The 17,276-nt window shown below is 72.6% G+C and carries 19 protein-coding genes and 2 pseudogenes; 16 read left to right on the top strand and 5 right to left on the bottom strand.

What is annotated here, in order from left to right; genetic code table 11:
- The first annotated feature begins 96 nt into the window (after positions 1-96).
- From JF597_RS25375 to JF597_RS25365, 3 genes are all read left to right on the top strand, one after another.
- Positions 97-765 carry a response regulator transcription factor gene (locus JF597_RS25375; RefSeq protein ID WP_293999071.1) on the top strand — a complete coding sequence of 223 codons (669 nt, stop codon included), beginning with the start codon at positions 97-99 and terminating at the stop codon, positions 763-765.
- Entirely contained in the window at positions 762-1,874 is a 1,113-nt protein-coding gene (locus JF597_RS25370) for a histidine kinase (RefSeq protein ID WP_293999067.1), read from the top strand. The genes JF597_RS25375 and JF597_RS25370 overlap by 4 nt, the downstream gene beginning before the upstream one ends.
- A gap of 187 nt (positions 1,875-2,061) precedes the next feature.
- Positions 2,062-2,760: a histidine phosphatase family protein gene (locus JF597_RS25365; protein ID WP_293999064.1), complete on the top strand. Its 699-nt coding sequence runs from the start codon at positions 2,062-2,064 to the stop codon at positions 2,758-2,760.
- A 41-nt stretch (positions 2,761-2,801) separates the two neighbouring features.
- Here the strand turns inward: JF597_RS25365 and JF597_RS25360 are convergent.
- Positions 2,802-3,252, bottom strand: a pseudogene (locus tag JF597_RS25360) (acetaldehyde dehydrogenase (acetylating)); the annotation flags it as partial.
- Positions 3,249-3,517: pseudogene (locus JF597_RS25355) on the bottom strand (fumarylacetoacetate hydrolase family protein); the annotation flags it as partial. The pseudogenes JF597_RS25355 and JF597_RS25360, both read right to left, overlap by 4 nt.
- On the opposite strand from JF597_RS25355, the gene JF597_RS25350 reads away from it, so the two are divergent.
- From JF597_RS25350 to JF597_RS25335, 4 genes are all read left to right on the top strand, one after another.
- A complete protein-coding gene (locus JF597_RS25350; RefSeq protein WP_293999127.1) occupies positions 3,402-3,638 on the top strand; it encodes a hypothetical protein in 237 nt (78 codons plus the stop codon). The pseudogene JF597_RS25355 and the gene JF597_RS25350 overlap by 116 nt on opposite strands.
- Positions 3,639-3,840: 202 nt before the next feature.
- Positions 3,841-4,392, top strand: a complete 552-nt coding sequence (locus tag JF597_RS25345; RefSeq protein ID WP_293999061.1) for a histidine phosphatase family protein — start codon at positions 3,841-3,843, stop codon at positions 4,390-4,392.
- Positions 4,393-4,468: 76 nt separating this feature from the next.
- Positions 4,469-4,828 (top strand): DUF6204 family protein, encoded by a 360-nt coding sequence (locus tag JF597_RS25340; protein ID WP_293999058.1) that lies wholly within the window; start codon positions 4,469-4,471, stop codon positions 4,826-4,828.
- 217 nt (positions 4,829-5,045) lie between these two features.
- Positions 5,046-6,548 carry a hypothetical protein gene (locus JF597_RS25335; RefSeq protein ID WP_293999056.1) on the top strand — a complete coding sequence of 501 codons (1,503 nt, stop codon included), beginning with the start codon at positions 5,046-5,048 and terminating at the stop codon, positions 6,546-6,548.
- Between the two features lie 7 nt (positions 6,549-6,555).
- Here JF597_RS25335 and JF597_RS25330 read toward each other — a convergent pair whose 3' ends face one another.
- Positions 6,556-6,990, bottom strand: coding sequence for a MazG nucleotide pyrophosphohydrolase domain-containing protein (locus JF597_RS25330; RefSeq protein WP_293999054.1), 435 nt, complete (start codon positions 6,988-6,990; stop codon positions 6,556-6,558).
- A 117-nt stretch (positions 6,991-7,107) separates the two neighbouring features.
- Between JF597_RS25330 and JF597_RS25325 the strand changes: the two genes are divergently transcribed.
- Positions 7,108-8,106, top strand: a complete 999-nt coding sequence (locus JF597_RS25325) for a TAXI family TRAP transporter solute-binding subunit (protein ID WP_293999052.1) — start codon at positions 7,108-7,110, stop codon at positions 8,104-8,106.
- Between the two features lie 54 nt (positions 8,107-8,160).
- Here the strand turns inward: JF597_RS25325 and JF597_RS25320 are convergent, their stop codons facing one another.
- Both JF597_RS25320 and JF597_RS25315 read right to left on the bottom strand, forming a co-directional pair.
- Positions 8,161-9,558, bottom strand: a complete 1,398-nt coding sequence (locus JF597_RS25320; RefSeq protein WP_293999049.1) for a HAMP domain-containing sensor histidine kinase — start codon at positions 9,556-9,558, stop codon at positions 8,161-8,163.
- 9 nt (positions 9,559-9,567) lie between these two features.
- Positions 9,568-10,260 carry a response regulator transcription factor gene (locus JF597_RS25315; protein ID WP_293999046.1) on the bottom strand — a complete coding sequence of 231 codons (693 nt, stop codon included), beginning with the start codon at positions 10,258-10,260 and terminating at the stop codon, positions 9,568-9,570.
- 319 nt (positions 10,261-10,579) lie between these two features.
- Here JF597_RS25315 and JF597_RS25310 point away from each other — a divergent pair, with 319 nt between their 5' ends.
- The 8 genes from JF597_RS25310 to JF597_RS25280 all read left to right on the top strand — a co-directional run bounded on the left by JF597_RS25310 (position 10,580) and on the right by JF597_RS25280 (position 17,083).
- Positions 10,580-11,356, top strand: coding sequence for an amino acid ABC transporter ATP-binding protein (locus JF597_RS25310; RefSeq protein ID WP_293999044.1), 777 nt, complete (start codon positions 10,580-10,582; stop codon positions 11,354-11,356).
- Between the two features lie 144 nt (positions 11,357-11,500).
- A complete protein-coding gene (locus tag JF597_RS25305) occupies positions 11,501-12,337 on the top strand; it encodes a glutamate ABC transporter substrate-binding protein (protein WP_293999041.1) in 837 nt (278 codons plus the stop codon).
- 108 nt (positions 12,338-12,445) lie between these two features.
- Entirely contained in the window at positions 12,446-13,111 is a 666-nt protein-coding gene (locus JF597_RS25300) for an amino acid ABC transporter permease (protein WP_293999038.1), read from the top strand.
- Positions 13,108-14,010 carry an amino acid ABC transporter permease gene (locus JF597_RS25295; protein ID WP_293999035.1) on the top strand — a complete coding sequence of 301 codons (903 nt, stop codon included), beginning with the start codon at positions 13,108-13,110 and terminating at the stop codon, positions 14,008-14,010. The genes JF597_RS25300 and JF597_RS25295 overlap by 4 nt, the downstream gene beginning before the upstream one ends.
- A gap of 236 nt (positions 14,011-14,246) precedes the next feature.
- Positions 14,247-15,878 carry an FAD-dependent monooxygenase gene (locus JF597_RS25290; RefSeq protein ID WP_293999032.1) on the top strand — a complete coding sequence of 544 codons (1,632 nt, stop codon included), beginning with the start codon at positions 14,247-14,249 and terminating at the stop codon, positions 15,876-15,878.
- Positions 15,879-15,941: 63 nt separating this feature from the next.
- Entirely contained in the window at positions 15,942-16,028 is an 87-nt protein-coding gene (locus tag JF597_RS55665; RefSeq protein WP_350779852.1) for a putative leader peptide, read from the top strand.
- 72 nt (positions 16,029-16,100) lie between these two features.
- The gene (locus tag JF597_RS25285) at positions 16,101-16,649 is read left to right on the top strand and encodes a cysteine dioxygenase (RefSeq protein WP_293999029.1); all 549 of its coding nucleotides are present in this window, start codon (positions 16,101-16,103) and stop codon (positions 16,647-16,649) included.
- Positions 16,646-17,083, top strand: a complete 438-nt coding sequence (locus tag JF597_RS25280) for a rhodanese-like domain-containing protein (RefSeq protein WP_293999026.1) — start codon at positions 16,646-16,648, stop codon at positions 17,081-17,083. Before JF597_RS25285 ends, JF597_RS25280 begins: the two co-directional genes overlap by 4 nt.
- Positions 17,084-17,276 lie beyond the last annotated feature (193 nt).

Raw genomic sequence — 17,276 nt, 5'->3', positions numbered from 1 at the left:
GTCGCGCCGCCAACCGGCGGGATCTCGGTGCCGGTAGCCGGGAGGACGGCTTGCGCGGGGTACGCCTCGACAGGGCATGCGAGGAGCGGAGCGCACGTGATCCGGGTACTGGTGGTCGATGACGAAGCCCTGATCCGCACGGGCTTCACGCACATCCTCGAAACGGCGGACGACATCGAGGTCGTCGCGGCGGTGGCGGGGGGCCAGGCGCTGCGCACGGTGCGGGAGCTGCGGCCCGACGTCGTCCTGCTCGACATCCGGATGCCGGACGTGGACGGGCTCACGATTCTGTCCGACCTCCGCCGCATGCCGCAGGCTCCGGTGGTCGCCATGCTCACCACCTTCGACACCGACGAGTACGTGGCGACCGCTCTGCGCTCGGGCGCCGCCGGCTTCCTGCTCAAGGACACCGACCCCGAGCAGCTTCCCCATCTGGTGCGCACCCTGGCCGAGGGCGGGACCGTACTGTCGTCCAAGGTCACCCGCCTGGTGGTGGGCGGCTACCTCGACAACAGCGTCCGTGAGCCCGGCGCCGTCCGCCTCACCGCCCGGCTCACCGAGCGGGAACGCGCCGTGCTCGTCCTCATGGCCGAAGGACTCGCCAACACCGAGATCGGCGAACGGCTGCACCTGAGCACCGGCACCATCAAGGGCCACGTCGCCAACGTCCTCGGCAAGCTGCGGGTGAGCAGCCGTGTCCAGGCGGCTCTCATCGCCGAGCGCGCGGGCCTGCTCACCCCTTCGCAGGACGAGAGCGTCCGGTGAGTCGCCGACAGCGGTCGGCCGTGCTCCTCGACGTCGGCTTCGTCGGGATCGCGCTGGCGGACGCCTGGGCTCACGTCCCCGTCGAGGACCAGCCGGCCGCCACGTGCGCGCTGCTCGGCGCCGTCGCCCTGATGCTGCGGCACCGGCTGCCCCTGACGACCTTCGCCCTGACGTTGCCCACCGCCCTGGTCACCGACGCGGTGGTCGCCCCCATGGCCGCGCTGTACACGCTCTCCTCCCTCAACCGCCACCGTCTCCTGCTGGCCGGCTGCGCGCTGGCCTACGCGATCATCGACTTCCTGCCGTGGCCGTGGTCGTCCCTGGACGCCACCGAGCTGTCCCAGACGAACAACCTGTTCCACCTCAGCTACACCCTGGCCACCGCGGCCGCTCCCGTCTTCCTCGGCCAGCTCGTGCAGGCCCGGCGTGAACTGTCGCTGCGGCTCGCCGACATCTCCGAGGCCCGCGAGCAGGAGCGGCTGCTGACCGCCCAGAGCGTGCTGGCGAAGGAGCGCGCCCAGCTCGCCCGGGAGATGCACGACGTGGTCTCCCACCAGGTCAGTCTCATCGCCGTACAGGCCGGAGCGCTCCAGGTGAGCGGCCGGGACGCCGAGACGCGACAGGCCGCGGCCACGATCCGCCGCCTGAGCGTGCAGACCCTGGAGGAGCTGCGGCACATGGTCGGCGTGCTGCGGGCCTCCGGCAGCAGGCCTACGGAGCTCACCCCGCAGCCTTCGCTCGCCGACCTGGAGCACCTGGTCGGGGCCAGCGGCATCGAGGCGAAGCTGGAGACCGACCTGCCCGAAGAGCTTCCGCCCACGGTGCAGCGCGCCGTCTACCGCACCGTCCAGGAGGCGCTGACCAACGTCCGCAAGCACGCCCCCGGCGCCGCCGCGACCGTCCGCGTCCGGCACCGGGACGGTGTCCTTCGTGCCACCGTCACCAACACCGCCCCCACCCGGCCGGCCTTCGCCCTGCCGAGCGCCCAGAACGGGCTGGTCGGCCTGGCCCAGCGGGCGGAGCTCCTCGGCGGCACCGTCGCGTCGGGCCCCACGGCCCACGGGGGCTACGAGCTCCGCCTCGAACTGCCCGTCGAGCGGAACCGGTGAACGATGCCGGTTCGCGCCCCCAGCGCACGGCGGCCTGGCCAGTCGGCGGGGTGGTTCCGGCCACCTGGCGGATGGTCCGGCCGGGGGGCCCGCACCGACTCTGGAACACATGAGGCAGCACGTTGTCTCAGCCGATCCGTCCGAAGCCGTGCCGGGCCAAGGCCGGGCCAAGAGGGAGGCCGGTCCCATGTCGATCAACCTGATGCTTCTGTGCGCGCCCGGCGGTGACGCCACTGTGGACCCGCTCCTCGGCGACGCCCCGCTGAACGAGTACGGCCTGCGCCTGGCCGGTGCTGCGAGAGCAGTGCTCTCTCCCCATGAGCAGGCCGTTCGGGCGCCCTCCACCCGTTGCTCGCAGACCGCCGACGCCATCGGCCTGGCGGCGCTGTCCGAGCCCATGCTGCGCGATCTCGACGTGGGCCGATGGTGCGGCCGCACCGTCGGTGAAGTCGCCGCGAGCGACCCCGACGGATTCAGCGCCTGGCGCACGGATCCGGATGCCGCGCCCCACGGAGGGGAGTCCGTACGCCAGCTCTGCCGCCGCTCGGCGGACTGGCTGGGCGGCATGGCGCCCGGCACCGGCCACGCGGTGGCGATCACCGAGGCGGCCGTCGTGCGAGCCGCGCTCATCCATGCCCTCGCCCTGCCGGCACGGGCCTTCTGGCATCTCGCCGTGCCGCCCCTGTGCACGGTCTTCCTCACCTGGCGAGGCGGCTGCTGGGACGTCCAGTCCGGCCGAGTCCTCCCCCAGGAGCCCCGGCGACGGCTGCTCTCACGGCCCCCGGCGCCCGCGGCCGCCGGCAGCGCCCGGCCGGCGACAGTCCGCCCGGACACCGCGACAGGCTCCGGCCACCTGCCGGAATGGACCCTCGCCGGCTGCGGCTAGGACCTGGCGGCGAGGGTCGGGGCCGTCGGGCCGGTGAAGCGTTCCCCGTAGTGGACCGGGGTCACCGTGTTGACGGCGGCGACCACCGGGATGGTTGGCCTGGCCGCCGCAGGTGACCATGTTGGCGTTCGGGGCGTCCAGGTGGGCGTCGCCGTTGACGGGCGGGACGACGTACGGGCCGAGCGCGGCCGGGGTGAGGTCGACGACCGTGCGGCCGAGGGCGCGCAGCACCTCGTCGTGGCGGCGGTGGGCGGCGGCGGAGGTGGCGTCGAAGACGATCGACACGTCCTCGAAGGCGTCGAGGGCGACCAGCCCGTCGACGCCCTCGTGGGTGGTGGCCACCTTCAGGCGCCGGGCGCGGGCCAGGCCGTCGGACTCGGGGTCGAGGCCGGCCATGGCGGCGATCTCCAGGCTCTCCGACAGCCGCAGGATCTTGATCATCAGGTCGGTGCCGATGTTCCCGGATCCGATGACGGCGACCTTCGTGGTCATGCTGCTCCCTCGGTGCCGAAGGCGACCCCGACCGTGCCGAGGCCCTCGATGCGGGCGGTGAACTCGTCGCCCTCGGTGGCGACCGCCATCGGGCCGAGCGCGCCGGTGAGGAGTCGTCGGCCCTCAGCGAATCGCCGAGGCCGGCCAGGGTGGCGGCGAGCCAGCGGGCGGCGGTGAGCGGGCTGCCCAGGCAGTCGGCACCGGTGCCCCGCGAGACGGTCTCGCCGTTCCTGGCCAGGGTCATCCGGACCCCGCGCAGATCGACCTCGGTGGCGGTACCGTGCGACCGCTTCCGCCCGGCGCAGCTGGCCCCGGCGGTACGCACGGCGGCCCTGGGCCTCTCCCGGGCACTGCGCGGGGTCAGGCACCCGACGGGACCGGCGTGAACAGGCCCGTGACCGGCGCTTTCCCGGCAATCCGGTCGGCCGGAGGTCCGGGCCTCTCTGGAGGACCCGGCCGCCGCGGCGCGATCGGTGCGCACGGAGCTGTCACCGGCTCCTGGCGCGGGCGCCGGACGGCGTACTGTCGTGCGCGTCCGGCACCCGCCGACACCGGCACCTGCGGTACGACCGAGGAGGAACCTCCACCGTGACCTGCCGAGTCATCCTCGTGGCCCCCGCCTTCACCCCCTCGCTGCGGCGAGCCCGCTTCGACGACGGCGACTCGATCGAGAAGCCCGAGACGGTGGCCCTGTCCCTGCCGGCCGCGGGCGAGGAGGTCAGCTCCCCCAGCGTGCGCTGCCGGGAGACGGCCGCCGCGCTGGGCCTCGACGCCTCGGCGGAGCCCGAGCTGTCGGGCCTGGACGCGGGGCGCTGGCGGGGCCGGACGCTGGAGGAGGTCGGCACCGCCGAACCCGACGCCCTGCTCCAGTGGCTGACCGACCCGGGGGCCGCGCCTCACGGGGGTGAGTCGGTACGGGAGTTGTGCGCGCGGGCCGCCGGCTGGCTGGAACGGACGGGCCTGACCATCGGCAGGACGATCGCCGTGGTGGAGCCGGAGGTGGTGCGCGCCATGGTGCTGCACGTGCTGGGGGCGCCCGACGCGGCGTTCTGGCGCCTGGACGTCCCGCCGCTGTCGGCGACGGAGATCACGGGCGGGCCGGGGCGCTGGAACCTGCGGCTCGGCCAGGTCGGCGGGTAGAGGCCCGGCGGGCCGGGGTCCGGCGGGCGCCGGAAATGCGGTGGAGCGGTGCCCCCGTCCTGCCTAGGGTCGCGCCATGACCACCCGCACCTTCCGCGTCACCGTCCGCGGCGTCTTCGACGGCCTCAGCGCCGGGCAACGCGCCGAACTGCTCGCCCGGGCCGCCGAGCACGACGTGCTGCGCGCGGCCTTCACGCCCGAAGGCCACCTCAGTTACGACATCACCGCCCGTCCGGCCTTCACCTTCCGCTTCCAGGACACCGGGAAGGAAGAGGAGGACATCCTGGTGGCGGCCGAGCGCGCCGAGGAGGCCGCCAGGGCGTGGCTCACCGGGCGCGGGTACGGCTACAAGAACCTCAGGTCCAGCGCGCAGGACCTCTCCCAGGCGCCCCTCGGCAAGCGGCAGCGCCGGGCGGCCGCGCAGCGGCAGGACTGACTCCGGCCCCCGGCTCCGGCCTTGACTCCGGCCTTCGTGGATGCGGCCACGGCGGCCTGAAGTCGCCGTGGTTCAGGTCACGTCGGGATGTGACCGGATCGTGGGGAGCCTGTGCGGCGGGCGTGGCATGCTCTTGCCACACCGAGTTACCGGCCGGTTCTACTCACCGGTAATCATGGTCGGTGCCTCTTCGCCACCCCCTCCCTCAGGACTGACCTTGCGCAGACGCACAAGGCTCGGGCATGCCCTCGTGCCCGCCTTCGCCGTGACCGCCCTCCTCCTCGCCGCCGACTGTTCCGCGCCGCAGCACCGGGCCGCCGCCGACGGCCACGCCCAGGAGGCCGCCGCGGTCTCCGACGACTCCACCGCCACCGCCCGCACGGACGGCCGGACACTCGCCGTCGCCGCCGCGCCGGCCACCGCCGCGACCGCGGGCTCGGCCACGGCCGCGGGCTCGGCGAGCGCGGGCCGGCCGGCGCACCGCACGACGCTCACCGTCAGCTCGTACGACAGCAGGACCCGACGGGCCGTCATATCCCCGGCCGAGAAGGGGAATGCGCCGGGCCGTTCGGCGGGTGGTGCGGCGGGCCGGGGCCATACGGCGTCCCCGGCCGGCTCCCCCGGCCCGTCGGCGCCACCGTCGTCGCCGGCGTCGCCTTCGGCCGCCGCGCGGCAGGCCGCCGTCGGTGACGTCATCGCCAGCGCCCCCGCGCCCGGCGCCCCGGACGGCCTGCTCGCCAAGGTGACCGAGGTGCTCGGCGAGACCGACGCGGGCACCGAGGTGCAGACCGAGCCCGCGACCCTCGACGCCCTGCTCGGCGACGACACCGCGAAGGGCACCGTGCCCGTCGACCCGGCCGCCTTCGCCGTCGACAAGCTGCTTCCGAACGTCAAGGTCTCCTGGTCCAAGGCCGGTGACGTGCACGTCGGCCCCAAGGGCGCCACCGTGCCGCTCGGCAGCCTCCGCCTGGACGTCAGCACGGAGGTACCGGCCGCGGAGGGGGCGCCGACCTCCGCCGCGGCCTCGGTCTCCGGCTTCGTCCAGGTCGCCCCGCAGGTCGACTTCGCCTACGGCGGCGCGGGTACCGGCACCGCGCCCGGCTCCGCCTACCTCGGCGTCTCCGGCGACTGGGACTCCGGCTGGGCGGTCAGGGGCCGGGCCGGCGCCACGGCCACCCCGCTGCGCATCCCGTTCGCCAGGCTGCACGCCGACCCGGTCCTCCAGGTCGGCGCGGTCCCCGTCGTCGTCAACCTCGACCTGACCTGCTACCTCCAGGTGAGCGGTGACGGGAAGATCACGGTCGACGTGGAGCAGAACCTGAAGGGCGGCTTCAAGGCGGGCGGCACCTTCGGCTCCGCCCAGGGCTGGACGCCGGTCAGCAGCTCGACCATGACGAGCACGCCGGTGCGCACCTCGGTCACCACCGCCGGAAGCGTCCGGACCACGCTGGGCGCAGAGGCCTCCGTCGGCCTCTACGGCAGCGTGGGCGTCACCGCCGACCTGGCGCCGTACCTGCGCGGCCAGGCCACCGGCACGGTCACCGCCACCTCCGCGACCCCGGGCGCGGACGCGCAGGGCACCTGGAACCTGTACGGCGGTGTCGACCTCTCCGGCACTCTCCGCCTCCAGCTCTCGGTCTTCGGCACACCGGTGCTGGAGCGGAGCATCCCGCTGGGCGCCCTGCACCGCGAGTGGAAGCTGGCGGGCGGCACCCTCTGACCCCGGGTCAGGCCACGCCGCCCGGTATCCAGCCCTGGCGGCGCAGCACCGCCGAGACGTCCGGCGCCCGGTAGTGCTCCCCCTTGAGCACCTTGCCGTCGGCCCGGCGGGCCACCTGCCCGTCGGGCCCCAGCTTGCTCATGTTGGACCGGTGAATCTCGGCGAGCACCGCGTCGAGATCGATCCCGTGCACCAGCGCGGTGCCGTACGCCACGTAGACCACGTCCGCCAGCTCGTGCGCGAGCCGGTCGAGGGGCCCGCCGACCGCGACCTCGGCGACCTCCGCGGCCTCCTCGGCGAGCAGCTCCCCGCGGTGCGCGGCCAGTTCGGCGGACACCTCGGTCGGCGTGGTGCGGGCGTCCAGGCCGAAGGCGTGGTGGAACTCCCGGACGAGGCGGGCGGGCGAGGTACCGGTCGGGGCACCGGGGACGGAGCTGGTCATGCGGACGACTGTAGCGGCCGCCACTGACAGTCACGGTCCGCCGCCCTGCCCCCGCCCCGGCACCGGCCCCGACCCCGGCCCTGGTCAGGACGGTGACCGGCTGGCAGGATCGCGCGCATGCCCAAGCTGCTTCCCCGTATCGGCAGACGCCGTGCCCTCCAGTGTGCGACCGCCGGCGTCGTCGCGTTCGGCCTGCTGCTGTGGTGGCTGCTGCCGCTGGGCGAGAAGCCGCCGACCGGGACGATCGTCTTCAGCACCGGGACGCTGCGCGGCGTCTACCAGGAGTACGGCGAACGGCTGCGCACCGAGCTGCGCAAGGACATGCCGGGCCTGAAGGTGAAGCTGGTGCAGAGCAACGGGTCGTACGAGAACGTGCGGCGGGTGGCGACCGGCCACGCCGACTTCACCATCGCGGCGGCCGACGCGGTGGAGACGTACGAACTGAACGGCGGCCAGGATGCCGGACTGCTGCGCGGGGTGGCCCGGCTCTACGACGACTACGTCCAGCTCGTCGTACCCCGCGACTCCGGCGTCACCGACGTCGCGCAGCTGCGGCACAAGCGGGTGGCGGTCGGGCTGCCCAACTCGGGGGTGCGGCTGATCGCCAACCGGGTGCTCAGGGCTGCCGGGATGGACCCGGCGAAGGACATCACACCGGTGTCCGACGGCATAGACACCGGCCCGGACCAGTTGCGGCGCGGCAAGATCGACGCGTTCTTCTGGTCGGGCGGCCTGCCGACCAAGGGGCTGCTGGACCTGGCGGAGAAGTTCAGCTTCACGTTCGTGCCGATCGGCGGGAACCTCGTCACCAGGCTGCACACCGAGGGGGAGGCCGCGCTCTACTACCGGGCGACCAACATGCCGGAGTCGGCGTACCCGTCCGTGCAGCGGGGCACGACCGTGCCCACGATCGCGGTGTCCAACGTCCTGATGACCCGAAAGGACGTCGACCCGCGGCTGACCGAGTGGGTGACCCGTACCGTCATCAAGAGCCGCGACGACATCGGCTACCACGTCCACTCGGCCCAACTGGTGGACCTGCGCACGGCGATCTACACGGACCCGCTGCCGCTGCAGGAGGGAGCCAGGCGGTACTACCGCTCGGTGAAGCCCTGAGGTTCTTCGGCTGCAGCGCCCCGCACCGGACCCGCAACCGCGCCCACCCCCGTCTCACCCACCCCGCGGCACCTTCACGGTCACCCGCAACCCCCGCGGCTCACCGTGCTCGTACTCGATCGCACCCCCGCCCGCCGCCAGCAACGCCCGCGTGATCGACAACCCCAGCCCCGACCCCTTCACGTTCTGATGCCGCCCGCTCCGCCAGAACCGGTCCCCCACGCGCGCGAGTTCCTCGTCCGTCAGCCCCGGCCCCGAGTCGGTCACCACGACCGTGGACACGTCACCGTCGGCGGCCACGGTCACCTCCACCGCACCGCCCTCCGGCGTGAACTTCACCGCGTTGTCGATCACCGCGTCGAGCGCGCTGGACAGCGTCACCGGGTCGGCCCACCCGGTGGTCGGCGGGCAGTTGCCGGTCAGCCGGACCCCCTTCGCCGCGGCGGCCGGTGCCCACGCGGCGATCCGCTCCTCGGCCAGCCTGCCGAGGTCGGCCGTCATCAGGTCCGCCTCGGCGTGCTCGGCCAGCGCCAGGTCGAGCAGGTCGTCCAGGACCTGGGCGAGCCGCTTGCCCTCGGTGCGGACCGAGGCGATCTCCTCGTTGTCCTCGGGCAGTTCGAGGGCGAGCAGTTCGATGCGCAGCAGCAGCGCAGAGAGGGGGTTGCGCAGCTGGTGGGAGGCGTCGGCGACGAAGGCCCGCTGCTGCTCCAGCACGTCCTCGACGTTGTCCGCCATCTCGTTGAACGCCCGGGCCAGCCGTCTGAGTTCCGGCGGGCCGCCGGCCGCCGCGACCCGGGACTTGAGCCGGCCGCTGGCGATCGCATGCGTGGTGGCGTCGAGCACCCGTACCGGCCGCAGCACCCACCCGGTCAGCCGCAGCGCCGCGCCGACGGCGAGCAGCATCGCCGCGCACTCGCCGGCGCCGATGAGCAGCCAGTCCCGCAGGGTGCGGGAACGCATCGGGCCGGTGGGCGAGTCGGTGACCACCACGGCGACGACGTCACCGTCCCGGATCACCGGCGAGGCCACCACCAGCCGGGTGCGCTGCCAGGGCCACACCTGCGCGGGGTCGTGGCTGCGGCGGCTGAGCAGGGCCTCGCCGAAGGCCTCCCGGACCTCGCCGGTCGCGGGCAGCACCCAGTCCTCGGGGGCGTTGGCCATGGAGGAGGCGTTCCGGTAGAAGACGCCCGCGCGGATGCCGTAGACGCCGTAGTAGCTGGCGAGTTCGCGGCGGAGGGTCTCCAGGCGGTCGTCCGTGCTCATGGGGCGCGCGGTGGTGGGCGTGTCGGTCACGAACTGAGCGAGCGCCGCGAACCGCGCGGTGTCGTCGATGCGGTCGACGACGACCTTCTGCTGCTGCGCGGAGGCCGTGCTGACGGCGAGCGGAACGCCGAGCGCGAGCAGCACGGCCGCCATCAGGACGATGAGCAGCGGAAGGAGACGTGTGCGCACCCGTCCCCGCTACGCGGCCGGGGCGACGAGCCGGTAACCCACGCCGCGTACGGTCTCGATGAGCGCGGGCATGCGCAGCTTGGCGCGCAGGGAGGCGACGTGCACCTCCAGGGTGCGGCCGGTCCCCTCCCAGCTGGTGCGCCAGACCTCGCTGATGATCTGCTCCCGGCGGAAGACCACGCCGGGCCGCTGCGCGAGCAGCGCGAGCAGGTCGAACTCCTTGCGGGTGAGCTGGACGACCTTGCCGTCCACGCTGACCTGGCGGGTGGGCAGTTCGATGCGGACGGCGCCGAGCCGCAGCGCGCTGTCGCCGTCGGCGCCGGCCTGGCCGTCCTCGTGGTGGGTGCGCCTGCTGACGGCGTGGATCCGGGCGAGCAGTTCCCCGGTGTCGTACGGCTTCACCACGTAGTCGTCGGCGCCGAGGTTGAGGCCGTGGATGCGGGAGCGGACGTCGGAGCGGGCCGTCACCATGATGACCGGGGTGCTGGTGCGCTTGCGGATCTTGCCGCAGACCTCGTAGCCGTCCTGGTCGGGCAGGCCGAGGTCGAGGAGGACCACGTCGTAGCCGTCGCTCTCGGGGACGAGGGCCCGCAGGGCCTCCTCGCCGCTGCGGGCGTGGGTGACGGAGAACCCGTGCCGGGCCAGGACCGCGGAGAGTGCGGCGGCGACGTGGTTGTCGTCCTCGACGAGCAGCAGTCTCATCCCGGCCCCCTCCGGTTCAGTGGTCGTACGGTCGTGGTCCGTCGGCGGCTCCCCCGTGGAAAACCCGCGCATTGTAGAAAACGCGCGCACGCGCGCGTGCCCGAGGAGCAGTCACGCTGATGGACGCCGACGGCGTCAAGTGGGTTCCGGTGGCGGGCGGGTTCCGTTACGCGGCCGATACCCGGGCGGCCGCCGGTGCTACGACACGTGTCCGCCTGCTACCGGATCGTGATGCTCAGATCTCCCTCAGATGTAATGACGCTGGTCATCCGCGAAAACTACATTCCTCCGAAACCGATGAGGACGGAGCCCGAAAGCGATGACCGAAGTATCGGTGGCCAAGGAGGACGTGGCCGCGACCGGCGAACTGGTCGTCCTGAAGAGCGTGAACAAGCACTTCGGCGCGTTGCACGTGCTCCAGGACATCGACCTGACGATCGCCCGCGGGGAGGTCGTCGTGGTGATCGGGCCCTCCGGGTCCGGCAAGTCGACTCTGTGCCGCACCGTCAACCGCCTGGAGACCATCGACTCCGGAACGATCACCATCGACGGCAGGCCGCTGCCCCAGGAGGGCAAGGAGCTCGCCCGGCTGCGCGCCGACGTCGGCATGGTCTTCCAGTCCTTCAATCTCTTCGCGCACAAGACGGTTCTGGAGAACGTGATGCTCGGCCAGGTCAAGGTCCGCAAGGCGGACCGGCGAGGCGCCGAGGAGAAGGCCCGCACCCTGCTCGACCGGGTCGGCGTGGGCACCCAGGCCGACAAGTACCCCGCCCAGCTCTCCGGCGGCCAGCAGCAGCGCGTCGCCATCGCGCGGGCGCTGGCGATGGACCCGAAGGTCATGCTCTTCGACGAGCCGACCTCGGCCCTCGACCCCGAGATGATCAACGAGGTCCTGGAGGTCATGCAGCAGCTGGCCAGGGACGGCATGACGATGATCGTCGTCACGCACGAGATGGGCTTCGCCCGCTCGGCCGCGAACCGGGTGGTCTTCATGGCCGACGGCCGGATCGTCGAACAGGCCACCCCGGACGAGTTCTTCAGCAACCCGAGCAGCGACCGGGCCAAGGACTTCCTGTCGAAGATCCTGCACCACTGAGGAACAGCGGGCCCCGCTCCTCTTTCGCAGACGTCCCCCACGGACGTCTCCCCGGCGTGTGCACAGCCGTCTTCAAAGCCGCGTGCAAGGCCGTCTCCAACGCCGTCTTCAAAGCCGTCTTCACCAAAACGAGGGATGTTCATCATGCAGCTCCGCAAGGTCACCGCCGCCTCGGCCGCCGTGCTCGCGCTCGCCCTGTCCGCCACGGCGTGCGGCGGCGGCGACAAGGACGACAGCGGTTCCTCGGGCGGCGGCAAGATCAAGGTCGGCATCAAGTACGACCAGCCCGGTCTCGGCCTCCAGGAGCCCGACGGATCTTTCTCCGGCTTCGACGTGGACGTGGCCACCTACGTGTCCGGTCAGCTCGGTTACAAGCCGAACCAGATCGAGTTCGTGCAGACCAAGAGCGCCGACCGGGAGAACGCCCTGGCGCGCGGCGACGTGAAGTTCATCGCGGCCACCTACTCGATCACCGACGAGCGCAAGGCGAAGGTGGACTTCGCCGGACCGTACCTGCTGGCCCACCAGGACCTGCTGGTCAAGAAGGACTCGACGATCGCCAAGGGCGCGGACCTCAACGGCAAGAAGCTGTGTTCGGTGACGGGTTCGACCTCCGCGCAGAACATCCAGAAGACGATCGCCCCGAAGGCCAACCTCAAGGAGGTCGGCACCTACTCGGAGTGCATCGCCGGCCTGCAGAGCGGCGCCGTCGACGCGGTGACCACGGACGACTCGATCCTCGCGGGCTTCGCCGCGCAGGACAAGTACAAGGGCCAGTTCAAGCTCGCCGGCCTGAAGCTGAGCAACGAGAACTACGGAATCGGCGTCAAGAAGGGCGACTTGACGACCGTCGACAAAATCAACAAGGCGCTGGAGAAGATGGTGTCCGACGGCTCCTGGGACAAGGCCGTCGCCAAGAACTTCGGCCCGGCCGGCTACAAGAACGAGCCCGCCCCGAAGACCGGCGTGATCGTCAAGTAAGGCTTCGCGCAAGGCGGAACCGAACCCTGCGCGCCGCCGCCACCGCTTCCCCGGCGGCGGCGCGCCATGCCCTCCCCGTACGCCACACACCCGGAAGCGCGGGAAATCGTGTTCGACTTTCTTCAAGGCTACGACGTCCTAGGGGCGTTCTGGACGACGGTGGAACTGACCGTCCTCTCCGCCGTCGGCTCCCTGGTCTGGGGCACCCTGCTGGCCGCGATGCGGGTCAGTCCGGTACCGCTGATGCGCGGGTTCGGCACCGCCTACGTCAACATCGTCCGGAACATCCCCCTGACGGTCATCATCATCTTCACCTCGCTCGGCCTCGCCGACATCTTCGGCGTGACGCTGGGCGCCTCCGACTTCAAGGTCCAGGGCTTCCGCCTCGCGGTGCTCGGCCTGACCGCCTACACCGCGGCCTTCGTCTGCGAGGCGATCCGCTCCGGCATCAACACCGTGCCCCTCGGACAGGCCGAGGCAGCCCGCGCGATCGGGCTGAACTTCTCGCAGACCCTGCGGCTGATCGTGCTGCCGCAGGCCTTCCGCGCGGTGATCGGCCCGCTGGCCAACGTCCTGATCGCGCTGACGAAGAACACCACGGTGGCAGCCGCCATCGGCGTCGCCGAGGCCGCGGCCCTGATGAAGACGATGATCGAGAACGAGGCCCAGACACTGGCCATCGGCGCGGTCTTCGCCTTCGGCTTCGTGGTCCTGACCCTCCCGACCGGCCTGTTCCTCGGCTGGCTCGCCAAGCGCCTGGCGGTGAAGCGATGAGCTCCGTCCTGTATGACACCCCCGGGCCGCGCGCCAAGCGGCGCAACGTGGTCCTCTCCGTCGTCTTCGTGCTGCTCCTCGCCCTCGCGGCCTGGTGGGTCTGGCGGAAGATGGACGACAAGGGCCAGCTCAAGTGGGACCTGTGGCAGCCCTTCGCCACCTCCGAGGCGTGGACCACGTACCTGCTGCCGGGCCTCGGCAACACGCTCAAGGCCGCGGCGCTCGCCATGGTCATCGCCCTCCCGCTGGGCGCGGTCTTCGGCATCGCCCGCATGTCCGACCATGCCTGGGTGCGGATACCGGCCGCCTGGATCGTGGAGTTCTTCCGCGCGATCCCGGTCCTGCTCCTGATGCTGTTCGCCAACGAGTTCTACGTCCGCTCCACCGACGTCGGCAGCGACGAACGGCCGCTGTACGCGGTCGTCACCGGCCTGGTGCTCTACAACGCCTCGGTGCTCGCCGAGATCGTACGGGCCGGCGTCCTCGCGCTGCCCAGGGGGCAGACGGAGGCGGCGTACGCGATCGGGCTGCGCAAGGGGCAGACGATGACCGGCATCCTGCTGCCGCAAGCGGTCACCGTGATGCTGCCGGCCATCGTCAGCCAGCTCGTGGTGATCGTGAAGGACACCGCGCTGGGCGGGGTGATGCTGCAGTTCACGGAGCTGCTCACGGCGCGCGGCACGCTGGCCGCCAACTACGCCAACGTCATCCCGAGCTTCGTCGTCGTCGGGGTCGTCTTCATCGTGCTGAACCTCGCGCTCACCACGTTCGCCTCCTGGCTGGAGCGCCGGCTGCGGCGCAGCAAGCGGGGCACGGGCGCGGTCCTCGGCCCGGAGGACGTCCACGACCTGAACGCGGCCGAGGTGGCCGGAGCCTACGGCTCGGGAGCCTCCGCCTGACCCGGAGTCAACCCGCGCACCGGGTAAGGGGGCGGCAGCCGCCAGGCCGCCGCCCCCGCCGCGTTCCAGCGGCCCGACGGGGTCCGCGCGCCCGCCATGCTGACGTGTCCCCGGGTGCGCCGCTTGACCGGGTGGCGCCCAGTCTGTTGCATACGTTCTGTGATCGTGCACCCTGCTCCACCCACTTGTTCATCGATGTCCGTCGGGACTTGCGTACGGGCAGGGGGCGCCGCGCCGTGGACCCGGTGATCATCGTCGGAGCGGGGCCCGTCGGGCTCACGCTCGCCCTGGCGCTGGCCCGCCAGGAGGTGCCGTCCGTCGTCCTGGACGAGGGCCCGGGCAAGGACGAGCCGCGCCCGGCGCGCACGGTGGTGCTCCGCGAGGACACCGCCGCCCTGGTGGCGCGCCTGTCCGGCGCCCCGCTGGACGACCTGGGCGCCCGCTGGACCGGCTGGCGGTCGATGCGGCGCCGGCAGGTACTGCGCGAGGTCGTCTTCGACGACGCCCGCGAGCCGTCCCCGCTGCACCTCGCGCAGCACGTGCTGACCGACGCCCTGCGCGCCGCGATCGCCGACGAGCCGCTTGTCGAGGTGGCCACCGACAGCCGCCTGGACGCCGTCGAGCAGGAGCGCTCCGGAGTCAGCGCGCACACCCGGGGTCCCAAGGGCACCTGGTGGCGCGGCAGTTATTTGGTGGGCTGCGACGGCCCCCGCTCGACCGTGCGCAAGCTCCTGGACATCCGTTTCCCGGGCCGTACGGCGGTGGAACGGTACGCGGTCGCCGCGCTGCGCACGGAACTTCCGTGGCCCGGCCAGGCGTTGCTCCATCGGACACCGCCGTGGCGGACGACCGGGCCCTCAGTCGGCGAGGTGACCGCTCGTCCCCTCCCGGACGGCGTGTGGCGCGTGGACTGGCTGCTGCCGCCCGGCAAGGACCTGGTCACGCCCGAGCTGCTCGTGACCCGGATCCGCGAGACCCTCGCCGGCTGGACGGGCGGCACCACACCGCCGTACGACCTGCTCGACACCGGCGTCCACACCGTGCACCACCGCCTCGCCCGCAGGTGGCGGGCGGGCCGGGTGTTCGTCGCCGGGGACGCCGCGCACCTGCTCGGCGCGCTCGGGACGCACGGCCTGGACGAGGGGCTGCGGGACGTGGACAACCTCGCCTGGAAGCTGGCCCCGGCCTGGCACCACGGCCCGCACGAGGCGCTGCTGGACAGCTACCAGACCGAGCGGCGCGCGGTGATCGCGGCCCGGCTGCGCGCGGCCGACCAGGCGCTGCCGGTGCTGCGCGGCGGTGGCGGGCTGCGCGGGTTCGTCCCCGGCGCGTCCCGGGGGCACGACGCGCTCCTCACGGAAGGTCACCTGGGGCAGGGTCCGCTCGGTGCGCCGGGGACGTACGCCGACTCGCCCCTCGCCCCCCGGCACCTGGAGCACGAGATCCCGGTCGACACCCCGCCGGGGACACCGGTCACCGATGTCCGCGTCACCGCGGAGGACGGCACCTTCGTGCAACTGCGCTCCCGTCTCGGCCGCGGCGCGCTGCTCGTCGTCCTGATCGCGCCCGGTACCGGGGTGTGGGACCGCAAGCACTGGGTCTCCGCGGGGATCATGCCCCGGCTCGCGGCGGCCGTGACCGCGCTGCCGCACCCCGCCGAGCTGCTGGTCGCCGAGGCCTACCCGGGCGCACCGGCGCACACCGTGCTGCTCGTGCGCCCCGACGGCCATCTGGTCACCGCCCTCAACGGGGTCCGCCCGGCCGACCTGTACGCGGCGGCCGAGGCGACGCTGGGCGGCAAGGACCGGGAGGAGAGCGGGCAGGCGGAACAGAAGACCGGGGCGGAGGCCGGCTCCCCCACGCGGTGACCGGGCGGTCCACATGGTGACGGTGAGTTGACCGGCCCGCACCGGCGTGGTGTACTCCGCATCGTGAACGACACCACTGTGCGCCTGTGGCGGAAGGTCCATGTGGACCTGGTCCGCTATGCGGGCTGCGTGTGTCTTCCGTCCTGCTGACTTCGCATTCCTCTTCTCTCTCCGGGCGCCGTCTGCGCCCCGTTCTGCGAACCCTCATCAGGATCGGTGCACGTGTCTGCCTCTCTCTCGTCGTCCTCCGTTTCCCCGTCCGCCCCTGCGTCCGGCGCCGCGCCCACCCAGGCGGACCTCCTCGACTTCGTCCGTCGTACGGCCGCCGACGCCGAACTGATCGCCTCGCTCCCGCTCGACCCCGAGGGCCGCACCTGGGTACGGCTCGACGGCCCCGCCGGCAGCGAGGCCTGGCTGATCGGCTGGCCCCCCAGCACCGGCACCGGCTGGCACGACCACGCCGAGTCGGTCGGCGCCTTCCTCACCGCCGCCGGTGAGCTGAAGGAGAACTCGCTGGCCACCCGGCTGCCCACCGACGGCTGGCGGACCCTGGAGCTCTCCGAGGGCGTCGACCGCGAGCGCCGGCTGCCGGCCGGGAAGGGCCGCTCCTTCGGCCGCGACCACGTCCACGAGGTGCTCAACGAGTCCACCGAGCACCACGCGGTCTCCGTCCACGCGTACTACCCGCCGCTGCCGCGGATCCGCCGCTACAGCCGCGCCGGACAGGTGCTGCGCCTGGAGCAGGTGGAGCGCCCGGAGGACTGGCAGTGAGCGGCACGGAACCGGTGGAGCCGCGCCCGGTCGGCATCGACGAGCTGCTGGAGCGGGTGCGCGCGGGCTACCGGCGCATCGAGGCGCAGGAGGCGTACGAGGCGGCGCGCACCGGTGAGGCCCTGCTCGTCGACATCCGGTACGCGGCACTGCGCGAGCGGGACGGGGTGATACCCGGTGCGCTCGTCATCGAGCGCAACGAACTGGAGTGGCGGCTGGATCCCCAGGGCAGCCACAAGACCCCGGAGGCCACCGGCCACGACCTCCGGGTCGTCGTGATCTGCAACGAGGGCTACGCGTCCAGCCTGGCCGCCGCCTCCCTGCACCAGTTGGGCCTGCACCGGGCGACGGACCTGATCGGCGGCTTCCAGGCGTGGAAGGCGGCCGGTCTGCCGGTCACGCCCCATCCGTCCCGGTCCTCGCCGTCGTCGTAGTCCTCCGACCTCCCGGTCGTCTTGGTCTCCTTGGTCTCCTTGGTCGCCCTGGTCGTCCTGGTCGTCCCATCGTCCTAGTCGTCCTGGTCGTCCTGGTCGTCCTGGTCGTCCGCGGGGCGGTACAGCGGCGCGAGATCCGCGGTGTCCCTGACGACCAGACGGATCCGCGCCCCATGCCGGCGGCGGCGGAGTT

This window comes from Streptomyces sp., from assembly GCF_019510245.1.
Taxonomy (GTDB): domain Bacteria; phylum Actinomycetota; class Actinomycetes; order Streptomycetales; family Streptomycetaceae; genus Streptomyces.
This window is presented reverse-complemented; position numbering and strand designations above follow the sequence as displayed.